At 43.2% G+C, this 19,530-nt stretch carries 13 protein-coding genes and 1 tRNA gene; 5 read left to right on the forward strand and 9 right to left on the reverse strand.

All coding sequences use genetic code 11. The features are described from left to right. Positions 1-61: 61 nt before the first annotated feature. From P0M11_RS09280 to P0M11_RS09290, 3 genes are all read right to left on the reverse strand, one after another. The gene (locus tag P0M11_RS09280) at positions 62-415 is read right to left on the reverse strand and encodes a four helix bundle protein (RefSeq protein ID WP_275625418.1); all 354 of its coding nucleotides are present in this window, start codon (positions 413-415) and stop codon (positions 62-64) included. A gap of 90 nt (positions 416-505) precedes the next feature. Further along, positions 506-1,585: a DNA replication/repair protein RecF gene (locus tag P0M11_RS09285; RefSeq protein WP_275625419.1), complete on the reverse strand. Its 1,080-nt coding sequence runs from the start codon at positions 1,583-1,585 to the stop codon at positions 506-508. 3 nt (positions 1,586-1,588) lie between these two features. Next, on the reverse strand, positions 1,589-2,344 hold the full coding sequence (locus P0M11_RS09290; RefSeq protein WP_275625420.1) for a hypothetical protein: 756 nt from the start codon (positions 2,342-2,344) through the stop codon (positions 1,589-1,591). Between the two features lie 59 nt (positions 2,345-2,403). Here P0M11_RS09290 and P0M11_RS09295 point away from each other — a divergent pair, with 59 nt between their 5' ends. Beyond that, positions 2,404-8,301, forward strand: a complete 5,898-nt coding sequence (locus tag P0M11_RS09295; RefSeq protein ID WP_275625421.1) for an MG2 domain-containing protein — start codon at positions 2,404-2,406, stop codon at positions 8,299-8,301. A gap of 111 nt (positions 8,302-8,412) precedes the next feature. After that, positions 8,413-8,484 (forward strand) — tRNA-Arg (locus P0M11_RS09300). Positions 8,485-8,633: 149 nt separating this feature from the next. On the opposite strand, the gene P0M11_RS09305 is transcribed toward P0M11_RS09300, so the two are convergent. The 6 genes from P0M11_RS09305 to pnuC all read right to left on the reverse strand — a co-directional run bounded on the left by P0M11_RS09305 (position 8,634) and on the right by pnuC (position 15,312). Continuing rightward, on the reverse strand, positions 8,634-9,065 hold the full coding sequence (locus tag P0M11_RS09305; RefSeq protein ID WP_275625422.1) for a hypothetical protein: 432 nt from the start codon (positions 9,063-9,065) through the stop codon (positions 8,634-8,636). 306 nt (positions 9,066-9,371) lie between these two features. Next, positions 9,372-11,894, reverse strand: coding sequence for a TonB-dependent receptor (locus P0M11_RS09310; protein ID WP_275625423.1), 2,523 nt, complete (start codon positions 11,892-11,894; stop codon positions 9,372-9,374). Positions 11,895-12,058: 164 nt separating this feature from the next. Then, a complete protein-coding gene (gene mltG / locus P0M11_RS09315; RefSeq protein WP_275625424.1) occupies positions 12,059-13,084 on the reverse strand; it encodes an endolytic transglycosylase MltG in 1,026 nt (341 codons plus the stop codon). 280 nt (positions 13,085-13,364) lie between these two features. Next, positions 13,365-13,718 carry a hypothetical protein gene (locus P0M11_RS09320; protein WP_275625425.1) on the reverse strand — a complete coding sequence of 118 codons (354 nt, stop codon included), beginning with the start codon at positions 13,716-13,718 and terminating at the stop codon, positions 13,365-13,367. Positions 13,719-13,789: 71 nt separating this feature from the next. Beyond that, positions 13,790-14,566, reverse strand: coding sequence for a diaminopimelate epimerase (gene dapF / locus P0M11_RS09325; protein ID WP_275625426.1), 777 nt, complete (start codon positions 14,564-14,566; stop codon positions 13,790-13,792). 59 nt (positions 14,567-14,625) lie between these two features. Further along, positions 14,626-15,312: a nicotinamide riboside transporter PnuC gene (pnuC, locus tag P0M11_RS09330; protein ID WP_275625427.1), complete on the reverse strand. Its 687-nt coding sequence runs from the start codon at positions 15,310-15,312 to the stop codon at positions 14,626-14,628. Positions 15,313-15,495: 183 nt separating this feature from the next. On the opposite strand from pnuC, the gene P0M11_RS09335 reads away from it, so the two are divergent. From P0M11_RS09335 to hemN, 3 genes are all read left to right on the forward strand, one after another. Then, positions 15,496-16,974, forward strand: a complete 1,479-nt coding sequence (locus tag P0M11_RS09335; RefSeq protein WP_275625428.1) for an amino acid permease — start codon at positions 15,496-15,498, stop codon at positions 16,972-16,974. Between the two features lie 42 nt (positions 16,975-17,016). Next, on the forward strand, positions 17,017-18,045 hold the full coding sequence (locus P0M11_RS09340) for a glycosyl hydrolase (RefSeq protein WP_275625429.1): 1,029 nt from the start codon (positions 17,017-17,019) through the stop codon (positions 18,043-18,045). Positions 18,046-18,150: 105 nt separating this feature from the next. Next, on the forward strand, positions 18,151-19,530 hold the full coding sequence (gene hemN / locus P0M11_RS09345) for an oxygen-independent coproporphyrinogen III oxidase (protein WP_275625430.1): 1,380 nt from the start codon (positions 18,151-18,153) through the stop codon (positions 19,528-19,530).

Consider the following 19,530-nt stretch of genomic DNA (forward strand, 5'->3'; position numbering starts at 1 on the left):
GAGTTATGAGTTATGGGTTTCGGGTTACAGATTACGGGTTACGGGTTGCGGAACTGATTTTTTAAGTATTCCAGTTCTCACGAACCCATTTTATCTTACCGCCCAAAAGGTCATATTGTGAGTGCACATTTTCAAAATTAGTTTTCAGGTTTGGATATAAATGAATGATTTTTTCCAAATGGGCGAGGGTTTCATCGTTACTGGAAGGGCTGAATATCAGAAATCGCTCATATTCCCTTTTATATATTCTGCGTCCATAACCTTCAACAATGTTGGAGACAACAGAATCTGAGGAACGTCTCAGCTGACTGCCTAATTCAAAAAGCTCATATTTTGGAAGAAACAGCAAAGCTCTGTGCGGCTCAATAAACAGAGCGAAACTGATCTTGTATATATCCAGGTTGCGGTAACTCATAATCTGCTGTTTAAATAAAAACAATCAAAAATCGAGACTGCATACTTTACACATGCCTTAACCCGGCGCCCCGAAAACCCGAACCACAGCTCAGATTTCAAAAATTTTAGATTCCTCATTAATTTTTCTTACTACCGCTTCAGTTCTTTCTTTACTCGTATCGGTAATGAATATCTGGCCGAAATGTTCACGGTTCACAAGTTCAATAAGCTGTGCCACGCGTGTGTCATCCAGCTTGTCGAAAATATCGTCGAGCAGAAGGATTGGTGTTTTGCCGGTAAGCTCTTTTATACGGTTCATCTGCGACAGTTTCAGCGCGATCAGGAAAGATTTCTGCTGACCCTGGCTGCCTGTTTTTTTCAGAGGTTGTCCATTCATGTTAAACAGCAGGTCATCTTTATGAATTCCGCGCGAGGTATAGGTCAGAGCCCTGTCTTTTTCCAGATTTGTGCTGAGTAGGTCTTCAAAATTTTGATGAATAAGATCTGACCCGTATTCCACCGTTATTTTTTCATTCCCTTTTGAGATGATTTCGTAATAATTCTGGATAAGCCCCAGAATGGAATCGGTAAATGCGCGTCTTTTTTCAAAAATACGGCTGCCAAATTTTACAAGCGGTTCATCATAAATCTCAAGACTTTCCGCATCGAAATATCGGTTTTTAGCAAAACTTTTCAGCAGTGCATTCCGTTGCTGAACGGTTTTCTGATACTGGATCAGGTTGAACAGGTAATCTGAATCGGTTTGCGAAATCATAGCGTCCAGAAACCTGCGCCGGCTTTCACCGGAATCGGAAATAAGGTCCGAGTCGTAAGGTGAAATGATGACACTGGGCAGAAATCCGATATGATCGGCCATGCGGTCGTAGGTCTTATCGTTTTTCTTAATGATTTTTTTGGCGTCGCGCGGCATCTGAACTTTGACAATGCTTTCCTTTTCGCCATCAGAGATTATTCCTTCAATGCTGAAGAAATCTTCACCGTTTTCAATATTGTTTTGATCGGTGTTTCCAAGAAAACTCTTGCCCACCGAAAGGTAGTGCAGCGCATCCAAAACGTTGGTCTTGCCCGCGCCGTTATTGCCTACAAAACAATTGATTTGCGGTGAAAATTCAAAATTTCTTTCGGGATGATTTTTAAAGTGGATGAGGTGGAGCTTTTGGATAACCATTTGTCAAAAATACTTCATTAAAATGGTAATTAAAAGCGGCATCGCCGAACACGATTCTACGCCAAAAGAAAAGTACGCATCCTTATTGGTGTTTTCAGAAAAGTAAACGAAGATCATGGAGATGACGTTGGTGATGACAAAAGCCGCAGCAAATTCTGTTGGGAGCGTAAAAATTGAAATAACTGCACCTGCGGTAAGCATTAGACTTGCCAGGTACTTCGTTTTCTGAACCCCAATCAGCCTGGGAAATGTTACAACGTCGTCGTGATTCATATCGCGTATGTCGAAGGGAAGGACCAGGGCAGTAACGAAGAGCAGGCTCACAATGAAAATGCCGGGATGAAAGTCGGGCAGTATCAGCCAGGAATTAACCAGGGCCCATGTAAATCCCACATAAAACACCTTGAGAAGCGGAATTTTGCGGATGTAATTGTCGAGAAAAAAGGAATTATACAGCAATCCCAGAGCAACGATGCAGAGCCATTTCAGCAACCGCACCTCATTGTGATTCAGTAAAATAAGTGCTCCCGAAATCAGTCCGCAAACTATATTAAAAATGAGGATGCCGTTAAAGTGCCGGTGCCTTTGGTATTTGGTATATAGATAGCCGCTGAAATAGGTGATGAAAATAAGCAACACCGTGGGCCATCGTAACAGGTTCTGCGTGAGCATAAAAAACAGGGCCAGTGCAGTTCCTGCGAGCGAAACGTAGAGCTGACTGTCAATGATATATTTTTTTGCTACTTTTAAGAACTGCATCGCCGCAAATTTAACCAATAAATGCCGGCTGCATCTTACTTACATTCAATTATAGATTTATGAAGAAGTTAATCCGGGTTTTTATCCTTCTGCTGCTCACTGCAATCTTTTCACCTTTCTTTGGTCAGAAATACTATGACGACCAATGGAAAAAGGTTGCCGAAAACTATAAATCAGGTAAATTCAAGTCCAACCTCCCAATCATTTTAGAAATCCAGAACCAGGCGATGAAAGACGATAATGCCAACCAGCTTATACGCTCGCTGAAAGCGGAATTCAGCATTGTGAACCAAACGCAGGACGATGAGAACAACGATTCGGCCAGCCAATTCTTTACTAAGCTGTCTACTTTTGGCGAAAAACTGAAAGGTGAACAAAAGTTGCTTTTTGATGTCCTGTTAGCGGAGTTTTTCAGCGATTATTACGATAATGAATCCTGGGAAATTAACCAGCGTACCAATCTCAACAACCAGGATTTTTCACAGATAGAAACCTGGAGCAAACTCGATTTTAAGAATTTCCTGACCAAACAGTTTGCGGAACTGGAAACCAAAAAAGCGGCTTTACAGCAGGTTCAGCTTATCAAATACAAGGATATTTTTGAAGGCACTCAAGATCTGGATTACTTCCCGACGCTATTTGACTGGAACGCGGTGAATCAAATTGAGTTTTTAAAGAACAGTAACTTTTTTACTCCAAATGAACTCAAAATAAATCATCCAAAAATTCTTAGCATTTATGATGAACTGATTGCTAAAAATGCGGGTAATGCGAAACTGTACTTCCAGCATCAAAAAATTAACTATAACTGTCAGTTCCTGAACTGCAAGGATAAATTTGAGCAGTTTCAGAATCTTGTTAATTCACCTATAGAAGGTGATTACAAGGTTCTTATTATCGCAGAAATGATGGACATGCGCAGTGCGGAGCAGAAGTTTGCTCAGGCTTTACAGTTGGCTGACTCTGCAAAGAAGCAGTATCCGAAATCTAAATTCCTCGATAATATTAAGAACCGCGAAAACCAGATCAGCAACCCTGCGTTGACTATTAAATTCGAGGACCATACCCAATCCAACCGTCCAATACATCTGGTTGCCGAGGCTAAGAATGTAAGTCAGTTTTCATTAAATATTTATGAAGTTAAAGAAGATGTACAGAATTTCATGAAGTATGTGCGCAATTCCTACGATAAAAACAGTTTTGCGGCCGTTAAAAAGTCTTTGGTCCGAAAAGATATGTTTGAACTTCAGGACCTGAAAGACTATAAAACGCATAAAACTACACTTGAAATCAAGCCTTTGCCATCGGGAATTTATTTGGCCGAATATGTGGTGGATGGTGCCATTCGGGAACATTTTTATTTCATTGCGACCCAATCGCGTATTTTATATGATAAAAAGGACGACAGAAAGCCGCTTGCAAATCAGCTGAAGCTGGTGAACCGCGAAAACGGACAGTCCATTTCCAGTGAAGGCTTGAAAATCTACGAGTACAACGGAGCGAAAACCGTGACGGTAACGAACCAAAATACGGATAAAACAGCTAATTTTCGGTTTCCGGATTCCGGAAGTAAAGAGTATTACCGGTATTATCTGATTCAGCAGCCAAAGACCAATGATTTTAACCTGATTCAGGTTTATGGTGACCGATATTACAGAGAAAACGAATCTGGAAAACAGCAGGACCGAGCACAAATATTTATAGACCGTGCAATTTACAGACCCGGACAAACCGTCTATTTTAAAGTGATCAACACAAAATTGTTTAATGAAAAAGAATCGGTTGCGACCGGAGTTTCACAAAAAATATCGCTCCACGATGCCAATGGTGAAGAAATCACCTCGCAGAATTTCACGACCAATGAATTCGGTTCCTATAACGGAAATTTCATTCTTCCCAACGGAAAACTAAACGGAAATTTCTCCCTTCAGATTAATGACGGCGATGTCAATTCGTATAAATCTTTTCAGGTTGAAGAATACAAAAGACCTAAATTTGAAGTGACCTTCGAGCCTGTAAAAGATGAATATAAATATGGGCAGACAATAGAAGTCAAAGGAAAAGCTATGATGTTTTCGGGAGTTCCGCTTAGCAATGCTACGGTGAACTACGAAATCAAAAAGAAGAATATCCGCTGGATGTACTTTTGGTGGTATCCGCGCGGAAACGACAATGAGAATTCCATCCTTGGTGATGTAAAAACCAATGAAAAAGGCGAATTTACGATCAGAATCGACCTTAAAAAGGATGAAAACCTGGACGGAATTCAGGTGGATAATTATGAAATTAATGCTTCGGTGACCGACATCAATGGCGAAACCCAGTCGGAAACCACGAACGTGAAAGTCGCCTCCGTGTCGCATTATATTAAAGCTGATGATATTAAAGACAGCTTCACCGATGAAAATATTAAGGTTAAGGTTGAGATAAAGAACTACAACAACCAGAACCTTAACAAGCCTTATCAGGTTAAACTTTCTAAGCTTGTTGCAGAGGAAAGGATTTTCAGAAGCAATTTTGAAAATGAAATCCAGGATTTGCCTAAACTTTCAAAACAGGAATTCATCCAGAAATTCCCGCACGATTATTATTCGAAGGAAGAGAAAGATCGGATGACTGAAAGAGTTGTTCTTGAAAAGATGCAAGAGCCAGGAACCAAGAATCAAGATAAAAATAATGGTCTTGAATCTGATGTCTTGAATCTTGGTTCTTTACCTGCCGGTAAATACAAACTTGAACTTTATAACATCGAAGGAAAAGACACCATTAGAACCGAAAAAACCTTTGAAGTTTTCGACAAAAGGTTCCTTGTTGATACTCAGAAACCTTTCCTGAAGGTTATCCAGCCAAAAACGGAATACAACAGAAACGAAAAAGCGAAAATCTATGTTTACTCGTCAGTTCCGAATGCTTTAGTTAATATTTATGTTCAAAATGGAAACGGGGAAACCATCACTGAGCAGCGGAAGCTTAAGAACGGCGTTTTGGAATACGACCTTGCCTTCCCGAAAGATGAAAGCATCGACCAGGTCAATGTTCAGTTTCAGCTGGTGGCTTTCAATGATGTACAGACGCAGTCGGTTAATTTAAAGATTGCTTCGGACAAACAACCGCTGCGAATTGAAACCGTGACTTTCCGCGACAAACTGCAACCGAATTCAAAAGAAAAATGGACGGTGAAAATACTGGGTGATGACAAAGAAAAAGTGAACGCCGAAGTTTTGGCGAATATGTACGATATGTCGCTTGACCAGTTTGCTGTTAACACGTATTCGTGGCAGCAGCTTTACCGGAAATATTTCAGAATGATATCCTATGATGTAGACCGAGAGTTGGCGCGGGAGCATTACAGCAAACGAATTCCCTATGTAAATCAAAAAGGCATTCGCATACCGGAATTCAGGTGGTTTGATGGCGGGATTTATGGTGACCGGGAGATAAGTTTCTATGCTGTATCTGAGATGAGAGTACAGGGAGCGGCAAAAACTGAATCAGCTCCAAGTGCAAATCAAATGGTTGATTCGGCTGCAGTTGCTGATCTGGAAGAAGTTGTTGTTCTGGGATATTCGAGGACTGCAACTAGATCAAAGGAGGTCACCGCATCTAACGTCGGTGTTGAAGGTCAGCTTTCAAAAATCCCCGTCCGCCAAAACCTGAACGAAACGGCATTTTTCTATCCGAATTTAATGACCGATAAAGACGGAAATGTCAACTTTGAATTTACCTCGCCCGAAGCATTGACCCAGTGGAAACTCATGTTCCTGGCGCATACAAAAGATGCAAGAGCGGCCACGCTCGAAAAAGAAGTCGTTACGCAGAAGGAATTTTCAGTTACACCAAATTACCCAAGATTCCTGCGTGAAGGTGACGAGCTGAACTTGCAGTCCAAACTTTCGAGTCTGGTAAGCCAGAGTTTAAATGGTACCGCTAAACTTCAGATTTTAGATGCGTTTACAAACGAGGACATCTCGGATCGATTCGGGTTAATTCGTAATAATTCGAGCGCATTCGCCTTAAAAGAAAACGGAAATTCTGTTGTGAACTGGAACTTAAAAGTACCGAACGATGTTTCTTCAATTATTATTAAAGTAGTGGCGCAGGCCGGAAACTTCTCCGATGGTGAGCAGAAAGCAATTGCAGTTCTGCCAAACAGGATGTTGGTAACCGATGCTGTCCCGATCTTCGTGAAGGAAGGTCAGACCAAAACATTCACGCTGGAAAACCTGGCTAAAAACAATTCAACAACTGCCACAAATGTGGCGAATACCCTGGAACTTACCACAAATCCTATCTGGGAAATTATGTTTGCGTTGCCAAGCCTCAAAAACGATCAGAACGGTTCGGCCGATGTAGTTTTCAACAAATGGTTTGCAGATGTCCTGGCTTCAGAAATCTTTAAAGCCAATCCAAAACTTAAAACGGTTTTTGATGAATATCAGCAGAAAGGTTTATTAACTTCAAATCTTGAGAAGAATCAGGAGTTGAAACAATTATTGCTCGAGGAAACTCCCTGGGTTCTCGACAGTAAAAATGAGACGGAGCAGATGGAAAAACTGGCGCGTCTTTTCGATGCGAATACGATGCGGAACTCGATTCAGACCGACTGGGCAGAACTGAAGCAACTGCAGAATCCCGACGGAGGCTTCTCCTGGTATCAGGGTTATCCAAGTTCATATTATACTTCGTTGTACATCCTTAAAAATTTAGGACGCATTAATGAATGGCTGAAAGGAAATATGGCCGATTATCAGGGTTCGGAACAGAAAGAACTGGTTTCAAAACTTATCGGTTATGTAGATCAGGAAGTCAATAAGTATGGGAATATTGACAAAAAAAATGTAGTTAATAATTTCGTGCTGGATTATCTGGATACCCGCAGCTACTGGGAAACACAGTATCCGCTGAAAGCCAAAGGAACATCTTTAAAAAATGCTGTGATTTCGAAAGCCAAAACGGAGAAAATTACTGATTTCACCTTCTTTGGCCTGCACCGTCTGGCGTTGCTGTTTGATAAATATGGAATGAAGGCTGAGTCTCAGAAATTCCTTACGTATCTGAAGGAAACCTCCACAGAAACCGAAACTCAGGGCGTTTACTGGAAACAGAATCTGAATGACTGGGGTTGGTATTCGTCCAAAACGGTGAACCATGCCGGCGCTTTGGAAGCCTTCAACAAGCTGACTCCAAACGATACGGATTTCATTGAGGAAATGAAAATCTGGCTGGTGACGCAGAAGGAAGTCAACTCCTGGGGAAGTTCACGCGGAACGGCCGAAGTGATCTACACGATCCTGAATTCCGGAAAATCGTGGACAACTGCAGAAAGTGATAAGGCTACCATTGTGTGGGGTGGCAAGGAACTTGTAAAGCCGGATACGAAAGCCAGCGGTTATCTGAAAACATCTGTAAAGCCTGAACAGATTGACAAGACCTTAGGGACGGTCACGGTGACTAAACCCGGCCCCGGAGTTGTGCAGGGTGGACTCTTCTGGCAGTATTATGAAGATCTTGACAAAATTAAGTCTTCCGAATCGTACATTTCCATCACCAAAGAACTTTACAGAAAGGTGAAGACAGTAAACGGTGAGGAACTTCAGAAAATAACTTCCTCGACACCTCTGAAAGTTGGCGATAAAGTTACCGTAAAAATGATTCTGAACACCGACAGAAATATGGAATTCATCCATCTGAAAGACATGCGCGCGGCAGGATTCGAACCTTTAAATGTAATTTCAGGCTATGAGTGGAAAAACGGTTTAGGCTACTATCAGTCTACTAAAGATGCATCCACCAATTTCTATATTGAATTTATGCCGAAAGGGAAGTATGTGTTTGAGTATGACTATATCTGCAATGCTTCAGGAATATTCAGCAACGGAATTACGACGCTGCAGAACTATTACGCGCCACAGATGAATGCGCATACGATGGGAACACGGGTTGTAATCACTGAATAATTGGGAATAGGCCTATACGATGAAAATCTAGATGTATTTCGTGAAACCGCCTAATTATTTAAGGCGGTTTTTCGATAAAAAACATTATTTTTGCAAACATTAATTAAAGCCGGGCCCATAGTTTAATGGATAGAATTAAAGATTCCGGTTCTTTAGGTTGAGGTTCGATTCCTCATGGGCCTACAAACCACCTGATTCGGGTGGTTTTTTTACTGTTTTCTAACTTGACGGCAGCCCTGAGTTTTCACGCTCTGTTTACATTTGAAAAGGTTCAGAATCATCTTTGTATTTCATAAATAAAACCCCGAATTTTCGGGGTTTACAGTCTTTTATTAATTAATTTCTTCAATTTCAATTTGAGGAGCCGGCATAATTAGGAGCTGGCCTACAAGATCACCAATGCCGTACGATTCCGTGGTGTAACTGTCATCCCCGCTGCAGGTATAGATTCGGTCTGAGTTAAACTTTTTGTATCTCAGTTTAACTTCTTCACATTGGGTACTGCATATCATTTCAAATGAATTGGCAAAAACCAAATCTTTTATTGAACAGTTTTCCATTGGGAAAACCAGTCCCACATGACCTATAGGAATTTCAAACAGACGGTTTGTACCGTAAACAATATTCCCGTAGCTGTCGTCCGAAGTAGTGGCAGCATAGAGATTAATAACAGTACGGCCGTTAGCGGAGGCTGTTAGTGCAGGCGTCGCAATGCTGGGATCGATAATCCTCGACCTCAGTTTAAATTTAGTTTCAGTGTTCATTGTGTGTTTTTATTCCTACTAAATTAGCTCAATTTTTTCTAATCAGAAATATTATTCAGTGATTAATATGATTAATGCAATATATGATCGGTAACTGGCATTTTACTTAGCAGAATTATAACTGAATCCAATAGTGACATTGCAGTTATTTGTACTTGCGAAATTATTGTCAGTTTGAGTGCTTTATTTGCTTATAGGTACAAAAATGCCTCTGGATACTTGCACTTGATCTCGGTCTATTTGCATATCCAACGTGAAAATTCAGATTAGTTAAAAAAAAAATCAGGACTTTCGTCCTGATCTGTGTTACATTGGGCCCTGCATGTCGTCGTCGCCGGAGGAATTGCTGTTGATGTCGCGTTTTCGTTTTGGCTGATCCACTTTCTCGCCCTGCTTGAAGCGGTAGGTAAAGGATAGGTTGAAGGAGCGCGGGTTCCAGCGCATCATCGATTCCTTTTCGAAGCCGGGGCCGAAGCTAGTGTACTCGCGGCCTCGGGTTCCGAGGATGTCCTGGATGTTGAAGGCCAGTGTACCGTTGCCGTCCAATACCGTTTTGTTGGCACCAAAATTAAGGACATACATTGGCTTGGTGATGCTGGAAGCGGTTTCCTGTCCGCCTCTGTAGAAGCCCTGCAACTGCATATTCAGGGTCTTGTCCACCTTAAAAGTATTGGTCAGCCTGAATCTTGTGGAAAAACCGGAACCGTCGAATGATAAAGGCTCAGTCATCGTGGCGGCATCGTAATACTCCCCTTCGGACTTATACCCAAAAAGGTCGGCACTGGCCATGATTTTCCACCAGGGCAGGATATCGGCAGTCGCGTTAAGGTCCAGTCCGTATTGGTGGTCATTCCCGATATTATACGGTTTTGTAATAAGTACGTTGGAACCCGGGCTTTCGCTCATGACAACAAACCTTGTTTCATCCTTTGTTGAACGGAAATAGAGCGTAGGGTTCACTGTAATTTTACGCTTTTGGATGGCGTAACCCAATTCAAAAGAGTCTATATATTCCGGATTCAGGTCTTCGTTACCGCGGAAAAGGTTTTGGCGGTTGGCCAGGGAAGTCGGGTAGGGAATAAGGAACCAGGAGCGGGGTCTGTTGATCCTTCTGGAATAGTTAAGCAAAAGCTGGTTGTTGGTGCTGCCCAAGTCGTAGCTCAGGAAGGCACTCGGGAAAAAGCCGATATAATTTTTATCCTTGCTGGATACGTTTCCACTCAGGCTTCGGTAGTCGATGCCAATATCGGAATGTTCGGCCCGCAGACCCAACTGGTAACCAAACTTATCAATCTTGCTCTTGAACTGTGCATAGGCCGCGTTAATGTTTTCACTGTAGACCGTGTTTCCGCTGTATGCATCAACTGTTTCATAAGCCAGGGCTGCATTGGTTTCACTGTTCAGGAAATCATAGTCGTTATTATTGCTGTCGAATCGGTAGCCTGCTTCAATTTTTGACATTTCACCGACAGGAAGTTCATAATCCAACTTACCGATTACCGTTTTATTGATGGTATGGTTGTTCCCCAAAGAACCGTAACGGAAGACGGTGTTGTCCAGCTCTTTAGAGTCCTCATTGGACCTGTTGTCGCTCTGCTGAACACTTACGCTCAGGTAAATATTGTGACCGTTATCATTAAATTTATGATCCAGACCTGCATCTCCCTGAATGGTAAAGTTTCTGCTGTTCCCCAATGCATTGGTCTGTGTGAAACCATCAACCATTCGTGCAGCATTGTAGCTGATATTGTCTACATTGTTATCGCTGAAGCTTTTGTAAGCCCTACCCATGGCAGACAAATTAAAAGAGGTCCGGTCGGTGAGGTCCACAGAAAATCCTGCGGTAGCGTTGTAATTGTCGTTTTCGCTTTTGTTAAGTGAATTCTGTTCAAAATAAGAAGTAGTTGCACCGGTAACAGCATCAAAGAAACGCGTATCACTCTCATTCCGGCCCTCACTTTCACGGTATCCGCCGCCACCGTTCAGGAACCAGGTCCAGTTGCCTTTTTTCCAGCTTAGATTGGTGTTAAGGTTAGTGCTGGGCAACCACCCTAAACTTCCGGTCACGCTGCCGTTGAACCCCATTCCTTTGGTCTTTTTCAGGATGATGTTCAGGATACCGGCGGTACCGCTGGCTTCAAATTTAGATGAAGGGTTGGTGATGACTTCAATGCGCTCAATCTGGTCAGCGGGTATGGACTGCAGTGCATTAGCACCACTGTCGATACCAAGAAGTGCAGAAGGTTTACCGTTGATAAGGAAACGTACATTGGAATTACCACGCATGGATACAGTACCGTCGGTCTCTACAGAAACAGAAGGTACGTTGGTAAGCACATCCTGAAGGTTACCGCCTTTCGAAATGATATCAGTGCTGGGATCATATACTTTCTTATCAAGTTCAACACGGTAGGGTCTTGTGGCCTGTACCGTGAGGGTTACCCCTTCAATTTCCTGAGTAGGCGCGGTAACAGATCCGGTTTCTTCCTGTTCAATGGAAATGCCGGGCATGTTTCCGCCGGTAGTGATCTGTCTGGCCTCTGTGGTCTTTTTAAAATTAATGGCATCAACAGTAATGTCATAATTTCCCGGTACCAGCTGCAGCGTATAAAAACCCTTGTCATCTGCCAAAGCGGCATCACTGAAAGCGGGATTGGCTTTATTGGTAAATGTTACCGAGGCATAGGGCACGGGGTTATTTTGCTTATCCACCACCGTAGAAGATACTGTTATTTTTTCCTGGGCAAATGCAAAAGCGGCAGCCGAGAGTACGAAGGTAAGTCCGAGGACTTTTCTGGTTAGAATTTGACTAATTTCTGTTTTTACCATTTTGTAAAATAATTTGCAGGGCAATTTCAATTTTTAGTGCCCATTTGTTTTATAATATTCCAAAAAAATATTGTAGTTCAGTGAAGATTTGAAAATTCAATTGACTAATAAGACGCTTAAACAGCGGTTTTGTTAAAGCTGCGAGCTGTTAATTTATGTTAAAGCTATTTTATCTCGCGTGAATTAAGCCAGGTCTGATAATCACGGGCATTTTTGGCATGTTCAGCATCACTGGCCGTAAAGCGGTGATAGCCAAAACGGTCCGGGTCAGCAGCCATAAAGATGTAATTATTTTTTTCTGCATTAAGAACGGCATCCACTGAATTTTTATCAGTGATGCAGATCGGCCCGGGCGGAATACCTGCATTTGCGTAGGTATTATATGGAGAGGGATGCCTCAGGTGCTTATAAAGAACCCGCCGAATAGGCGTAGTGAAATTCGTCTCTTTATTTATAGCGTAAATTACGGTGGGGTCACTCTGCAGTTTCATGCCTTTACGGTAGCGGTTCAGGTAAAGGCCGGCAATGGTTTTCTGCTCGTCGGGTTTGCCACCGGATTCTTTGTACACAATGGAGGCCAGAGCATAAATCTGGTCGCGCGTCAGTCCGCTTTCTTTTTCTTTCTGAATGCGTTCAGCAGTCCAGAAGTCCCGGTACTGGTCATCAAATTTTTTGAAAAATTCCTTTGGGGTAACGGTCCAGAAGAAATGGTAGGTGTCTATGAAGAAATATTTTTTAAGGTCTTCGGCATTTCTGTGCCCTTTCTGCACGGCTATTTTGTTCAGTTCGGAAACAAACTGAAGCGAGTCGGTCTCTGTTTTGCGTGTAACACGGCCCACCATCTGATACACATCACCGAAATCACCGATACGAAAGGTGTTTTCTGTCTGGTTTCCGGCTTTGATCATATTTACGAGATCAGTGTTGCTGCTGCCATCCTTTACCCGGTACCGCCCGGCGTGGAAGAAGCGGTCCATACTTTTGTCTTTGGCAACATCAACAAAAGCCTCTCTGTTTTGCAGGTAAGGTGATATTGAGTCCAGGATCTGGTTAAAGTTGGCGCCGGTAGGAATGTGAAAATAGCCTTCTTTGGCTACATTATCACCAAAATATTTCTTATAAAAACGGATTCCAAAATAGCCTGCTATAATAACCACGGCCAGGATAACGAGTGCTGCTGTCTTTTTCATTATTGATATTTTAGCTGAGTTTGACCAAGCTGAATTTGCGAGTGCAAAAATGCGGTATTTTTTGTTAGTGAAAGGCCTTTTCCACTTTGATTGCATCTATCAATGTGATCAACGGTCAACTTCTGAGGGTTTGGAAGTTCTGAATCATGCCACTGGCCTATTAATTACATTTTGAGACCGGTAAGCGAAATTTGTGCCGCTGTGAAGATATGTGTGCCAGGACTTGGAATCTGCGTTTTAATTAACGGCAGCATGTCGCTTGCGCTCAGTTGACGGGGATTTAGTGCGAACCTGAATGATGCAGTTGCCGGCCTTTCCGAACTACAGCCCAAAATTCGTCAGCAGAAAGAGGTGGCGGGATGTGCTCCAATTTAATGTCTGGTATGTCCACCGGGCAATTATCTGACAATTCAAAATATAAGATCGCGCTGAAATAATGAATAAGATCTCCGACAGTGAAAAAGGTGCGGTACTCGTCGCGGATCTCAGGACTTTGGGCGAAGCAGACACTAACATCGGGTTCATTTACAGATTGAAATTGAAGACCCAGGCCGGAGGCCCATTTTTCAACTGCTGCCGGATTAAGCTGAACAACTGAGTGAATTTGATCTCGCAGCGCTTCTAAAATTTGCATCTTATTAAAAAGGGGCGATGGATCCATTATTTGGTAATGTGCTGTACGATGAAACCGGCCATTCGCGGCCACTAAATTGAAATCTTGCCGCTGAAAACCTGAACTGCCGGTCCTTCCAGCCAGATATCGGAGAAGGTGCTGCCGCTTTGCCGGGCATGAATTTTCAGGTTTCCGCCTAGGACTTTCACATCAACCGCAGTAAGACCTGTATCCTTCATAAAAACCAGGGCTGAGGCAGTAGCGCCCGTACCGCAGCTGAAAGTTTCGTCTTCCACACCGCGTTCATACGTACGCACAAACAGGGAATGGTCTGAAAGTTTTTCTACAAAATTAACGTTAATACCTTCGGAGCAGTAGGTGTCATTATTACGGATCTCATTTCCTTTTGTATACACCGGGAAATCCTTCACCGCATCCACAAACATTACAAAATGCGGAGAACCTGTATTGAGGACGGCATTCTCTCCATCATAACTGATATCTGCCACATCAATCATTTTCAGTTTCACATTTCCCTTGCTATAAGAAGCTTCGTGAAGACCATCCACAGCAGTAAATGTTGCCTTCTCTTCAAAAAGATCCAGGAAGTGGGCAAAGGCTACCAGACAGCGGCCGCCGTTTCCGCACATTGTACTTTCATTCCCGTCGGAATTATAGTACACCATCTTGAAATCGGCCTGTGCATCATTTTCAAGAAGGATCAGCCCATCGCCGCCAATTCCGAACCTGCGGTCACACATGTGTTTTATCAGATCTTTATTCTTCGGGAATTCCAGGTCCCGGTTGTCGATCATCACAAAATCGTTACCGGTGCCGTGGTATTTATAAAACTGAAGTATATTCTGCATATTGATGTGGATTTGCGCCTGTGCAAGTTACTGAATTAGAGTAAAAATTCGCTTACCTATTATAGTTGCGGTGATTTTTGGGGCTGGTTTTTGGGTAACGGCATTCCCTTTTTCCATTCCAGATAGCCCACATAAGCCATAATTGTAAATACCAAATATTGAATGGAGGTAATTCCGAGGCCTTTATAAAGCATCATCGGAACGCAGATCAGGTCGCCCATGATCCAGAAAATCCAGTTTTCGATTTTACGTTTCGCCATAAGCCACATGCCTACCAGGAAAATCGCGGTCGTAAGTATATCGAGCCAGTTGGCCCAGTCCAGGTGATGAAGTCCTGCCTCCGGATTTTCGGAAACCTGATCCAGCAAGGGTTTATAGTAATATACTAAAATGATGAGGAAAAAACTGACAGCAAAAAGGACCGCAGAAAATAACCATTCTTTGTTTGTGGTCCAGGAAACGTTTACATGAATATGGTCTTCGGAACTTTTGGCCCAAAGAATCCAGCCGTAGACACTCATGATGCTGTAATATACATTGATAAGCATATCACCCCATAGACCAAACTGAAAAAGGATGTAGACGTACAGGACGGTAGATATGATGCCCGTGGGGTAAACCCAGATATTTTTTTTTACTGAAAACAGAACGCTCAGGAGTCCAAAAAAAGCTGCCGAAGCTTCCAACACGATCTGGCCGGTTTCGTAACTCTCATAGGGTTCTAGGAAAAGATCATGGAAATTCATGCAGGCCAAAGATAAAAATAATGGCAGAATGGTGTCGCAGGTATTAAAGAAAAAAATTGGTATTTCGGTATGGGTAACAGTGGAAAGCTCTTTTTTTATAATCAAATGAGGTATTAAAACAGGCATGAAAATGTTAATTACTGCAAAATTTTTATACTTTCGTAAATTCTTAAAAATGTTCAAATGTCAAACCTCTGGAAAACAAAATCCCTTAGTCAGCTGCTCCGAACAGCGGAAGATTCGGAAAAAGGACTTCGAAGAACCTTAAGTGCCACATCTCTGGTGGCGTTAGGAATCGGAGCCATTATTGGTGCCGGCCTTTTTTCGCTCACCGGCATTGCTGCTGCCGATAATGCCGGCCCGGCCGTAGTTTACTCATTTATCCTGGCGGCCCTGGGCTGCGCTTTTGCGGGTTTATGCTACGCAGAATTTGCCTCTATGATTCCGGTGGCCGGTAGTGCCTATACCTACTCATATGCGACAATGGGCGAATTTATCGCCTGGATCATAGGGTGGGACCTTGTTTTGGAGTATGCGCTGGGTGCTGCTACCGTAGCTGCCTCCTGGTCACAATATGTAGCCAAGTTCCTGTTGGGTGTGGGCATTGAAATTCCTGTTGAATTACTGCACGGACCATGGGATGAAACGCCGGGAATCCTGAATCTTCCGGCTATTTTGATTGTTTGCCTGCTTTCTGTTCTGCTTATAAAAGGTACTAAAGAATCAGCATTAATCAACAATATACTTGTTATCCTGAAGGTTACAGTTGTCCTTGTATTTATTTTTCTGGGCTGGGGCTTTATCAATCCAGAGAACCACCAGCCGTTCATCCCGGTTAATGAAGGTGAACAGATGGTCAGACAGGGCTCTATGGGCTTTTTCGACTTTTTCCAGAGTGATTACTTCGGGCAATATGGCTGGAGTGGTATCCTGAGAGGTGCCGGTGTGGTTTTCTTCGCCTTTATTGGTTTTGATGCGGTAAGTACAGCAGCTCAGGAAGCCAAAAATCCACAAAAAGGAATGCCTATAGGAATTATTGGTTCATTGGTCGTTTGTACGCTTCTCTATGTACTGTTTTCCTACGTACTTACCGGCCTGGAGAACTATGTGAATTTCAGGGGCGACGCAAGTCCGGTAACCACAGCATTTGCGCGTACCGGATATACATTTATCAATTCTGCACTTACCATAGCTATAATCGCTGGTTATACCTCAGTGATGCTGGTTATGCTGATGGGGCAGAGCCGTGTTTTCTACAGTATGAGTGTGGACGGCCTTCTGCCTAAATTCTTTTCGGACCTTCATACAAAGAGTAAAACACCCTGGAAAACAAATATTATCTTTATGATTTTTGTAAGTCTGTTTGCCGGATTTGTGCCGGTATCCGACCTGGGACATATGGTGAGTATCGGGACCCTGTTTGCGTTTTCACTTGTTTGTATCGGAGTTATCGTGATGCGTAAGACCAACCCGAACGCTGTGCGCGGATTCCGTGTACCGTTGGTACCCTTAGTTCCGATCCTGGGTGTACTTATCTGTGTGACCCTGATGGTCGGACTGCCAATTGAAAGCTGGGAGCGTTTGGCCATTTGGCTGGGACTAGGCTTCCTGATTTACTTCCTATACGGACGGAAACATTCCAAAATTAACAACCCGGATTAATATATTGTCCCACCATATGGTGGGATTTTTTAATTTTATCGGATGATAATAAGATCAGTAATTGGCCTGTGTCTGTTGGTGTGCAGTTTATTAAACGGGCAGCAGCTTAAGAGTGAAATCCTGCTAGAAGACAATATATCAATACGTGCCCTGGAAATCTGGGACCGCAAGGTTTGGTATACGGGAACGGATTCAAAATTTGGCTATGTAAGTCTTGCAGACAGTAAGGACAAAAAGCAAATCGTTCTGGCCGATGACAAACTGCAGTTCCGCACATTGGGCCAGAACAAAACAGACTTTTATGCGATTAATATTGAGAGTCCGGCCCTAATGTTCAAAATCAACAAAACAAGGTTAACGAAAGAAATTGTCTTTCGGGACACTGCCAAAACCGCTTTTTACGATGCGCTGCATTTTGTAAACGATGATCTGGGATATGCCTTTAGTGATCCCGATACGGATCTCAACCTAAAACTCGCGGTCTTTAACAGACAAGGAAATGGCAAATGGTATATCATTAATCGTAAGGACAAGGTTAAGATGAATAAAGGCGAAGCGGCTTTTGCAGCCAGTAATTCCAATATGGCCTCATCCAGGAACTATCTCTGGATTGCGACGGGCGGTGCAAGTTCACGGATATTCAGACTTGATTTCAGAACAGAGAAATGGTCTGTTTATAATACTCCGTTTGTGCAGGGAAGTTCTTCACAGGGCATTTATGCGATTGAATTTTATGATGACAAATTCGGAATTGCCGTGGGCGGTGACTATACCAAACAAAGCGAAAACTTTAATAATATTGCGACTACGCAGGACGGTGGCCAAACATGGACAGTCCAGGCTTCCGGAAAGAATGGCGGTTACAAAACCTGCGTCCGGATTCGCCCGGGATCTAAGGGTAAGGATATCATCGCTGCAGGCGACCAAAACGTGGAACTATCCAGAGACTTTGGTAAGACATGGACCACCATATCCAATGAAAAGGGTCTGTATGTTTGCGAGTGGATTAACCGCAACTCAATCGTTCTGGCCGGCAAAAACAGGATATTGCGAATGACTCTGAAACTGTAGCCTGCCAAATCTCATTACCGTTAATTTTTCCGCCGTAAGTTATTTCGTATTTTTGCACTTCAAAACGATTGGCCCTTGGCTGAACTTTTCATCAAACTTATTCCAATGAATTCACTCATCGATAAATATAATATTCCGGGTCCCCGTTACACTTCTTATCCTACTGTTCCGTTTTGGGACGAGGAGAGTTTTACGCCTGAACTTTGGCAGAATTCAGTGATCCGCTCCTTCAATGAATCCAATGAGGCCGAAGGGATTTCGATTTATATTCATTTGCCGTTCTGTGAACAACTCTGCACTTTCTGTGCCTGTCATAAAAGAATCACCAAACAGCACTCGGTAGAAACTCCTTACCTGGAAAGCGTGCTGAAGGAATGGGACCTTTATCTGGACCTGCTTGCATCGGATCAGTTGACGCCGAATTCCAAACCCAAAATAAAGGAACTCCACCTGGGCGGCGGTACGCCTACTTTCTTTTCGCCGGAAAATCTGAGAACCCTTCTGGAAGGCATATTCGCCAAGGCAGAAATTGCTGAGCATCCAGAATTCTCCTTTGAGGGTCATCCAAACAATACCACGCGCGAACATCTGCAGACCCTTTTTGATCTGGGTTTCCGCCGCTGCAGCTTTGGTGTTCAGGATTATGACCCACAGGTGCAGAAAGCCATCAACCGAATCCAACCTTTTGAAAATGTGGAGCGCGTGACTAACTGGGCACGTGAGATTGGGTATACCAGTATTTCCCATGACCTGGTATTCGGGTTGCCTTTCCACACCTGGGAAAAGATGGAATTTACCATCCGCCGTACCCTGGAACTGAAACCTGACCGGCTGGCCTTCTATTCCTATGCCCATGTGCCGTGGATTAAAGGCGTGGGTCAGAGAGGTTTTGATGAAAACGATCTGCCAAGCGGCGAGGAAAAGCGCAAACTGTATGAAAACGGCAAAAAATTACTTGAAGAACTGGGATATATTGAAATCGGCATGGATCACTTCGCGCTTCCGCATGATGATCTTTATCAATCCATGGTTTCAGGCAACATCCACCGGAATTTCATGGGTTATTCTTCCGGTAAGACCCAACTGATGATTGGCCTGGGTATGAGTGCCATCTCCGATTCGTGGTATGCCTTTGCCCAAAATGAAAAGACTGTGGAGGATTATCAGAAACGTGTGGACGAAGGTGTAGTACCGGTATTCCGCGGACATATACTGAATGAGGAAGACCTTAACATCCGCCAGCATATCCTGAACATCATGTGCCGGCTGGAAACTTCCTGGGACTGGCAGAATACGTTCCCGGAACTGCCAAATGCCCTGGAAGCACTTCAGGAAATGCAGGACGACGGTCTGGTGGAAATCTCTGAAAACGCGATTAAGATCACGGAAAAGGGCCGCGCATTCACGAGAAATGTAGCGATGTCCTTTGACTTGAGAATGATGAGGAAAAAACCCGAAACGCGCATTTTTTCAATGACGATTTAA

Origin of the sequence: Kaistella sp. PBT33-4 (assembly GCF_029194425.1) — a bacterium.
GTDB lineage: Bacteria > Bacteroidota > Bacteroidia > Flavobacteriales > Weeksellaceae > Marnyiella.

Bases quoted from the DNA above. Each gene is read 5' to 3' on its own strand.
- P0M11_RS09280 (WP_275625418.1), bottom strand. From the start codon at position 415: ATGAGTTACCGCAACCTGGATATATACAAGATCAGTTTCGCTCTGTTT.
- P0M11_RS09285 (WP_275625419.1), bottom strand. From the start codon at position 1,585: ATGGTTATCCAAAAGCTCCACCTCATCCACTTTAAAAATCATCCCGAA.
- P0M11_RS09290 (WP_275625420.1), bottom strand. From the start codon at position 2,344: ATGCAGTTCTTAAAAGTAGCAAAAAAATATATCATTGACAGTCAGCTC.
- P0M11_RS09295 (WP_275625421.1), top strand. From the start codon at position 2,404: ATGAAGAAGTTAATCCGGGTTTTTATCCTTCTGCTGCTCACTGCAATC.
- P0M11_RS09305 (WP_275625422.1), bottom strand. From the start codon at position 9,065: ATGAACACTGAAACTAAATTTAAACTGAGGTCGAGGATTATCGATCCC.
- P0M11_RS09310 (WP_275625423.1), bottom strand. From the start codon at position 11,894: ATGGTAAAAACAGAAATTAGTCAAATTCTAACCAGAAAAGTCCTCGGA.
- mltG (WP_275625424.1), bottom strand. From the start codon at position 13,084: ATGAAAAAGACAGCAGCACTCGTTATCCTGGCCGTGGTTATTATAGCA.
- P0M11_RS09320 (WP_275625425.1), bottom strand. From the start codon at position 13,718: ATGCAAATTTTAGAAGCGCTGCGAGATCAAATTCACTCAGTTGTTCAG.
- dapF (WP_275625426.1), bottom strand. From the start codon at position 14,566: ATGCAGAATATACTTCAGTTTTATAAATACCACGGCACCGGTAACGAT.
- pnuC (WP_275625427.1), bottom strand. From the start codon at position 15,312: ATGAATTTCCATGATCTTTTCCTAGAACCCTATGAGAGTTACGAAACC.
- P0M11_RS09335 (WP_275625428.1), top strand. From the start codon at position 15,496: ATGTCAAACCTCTGGAAAACAAAATCCCTTAGTCAGCTGCTCCGAACA.
- P0M11_RS09340 (WP_275625429.1), top strand. From the start codon at position 17,017: ATGATAATAAGATCAGTAATTGGCCTGTGTCTGTTGGTGTGCAGTTTA.
- hemN (WP_275625430.1), top strand. From the start codon at position 18,151: ATGAATTCACTCATCGATAAATATAATATTCCGGGTCCCCGTTACACT.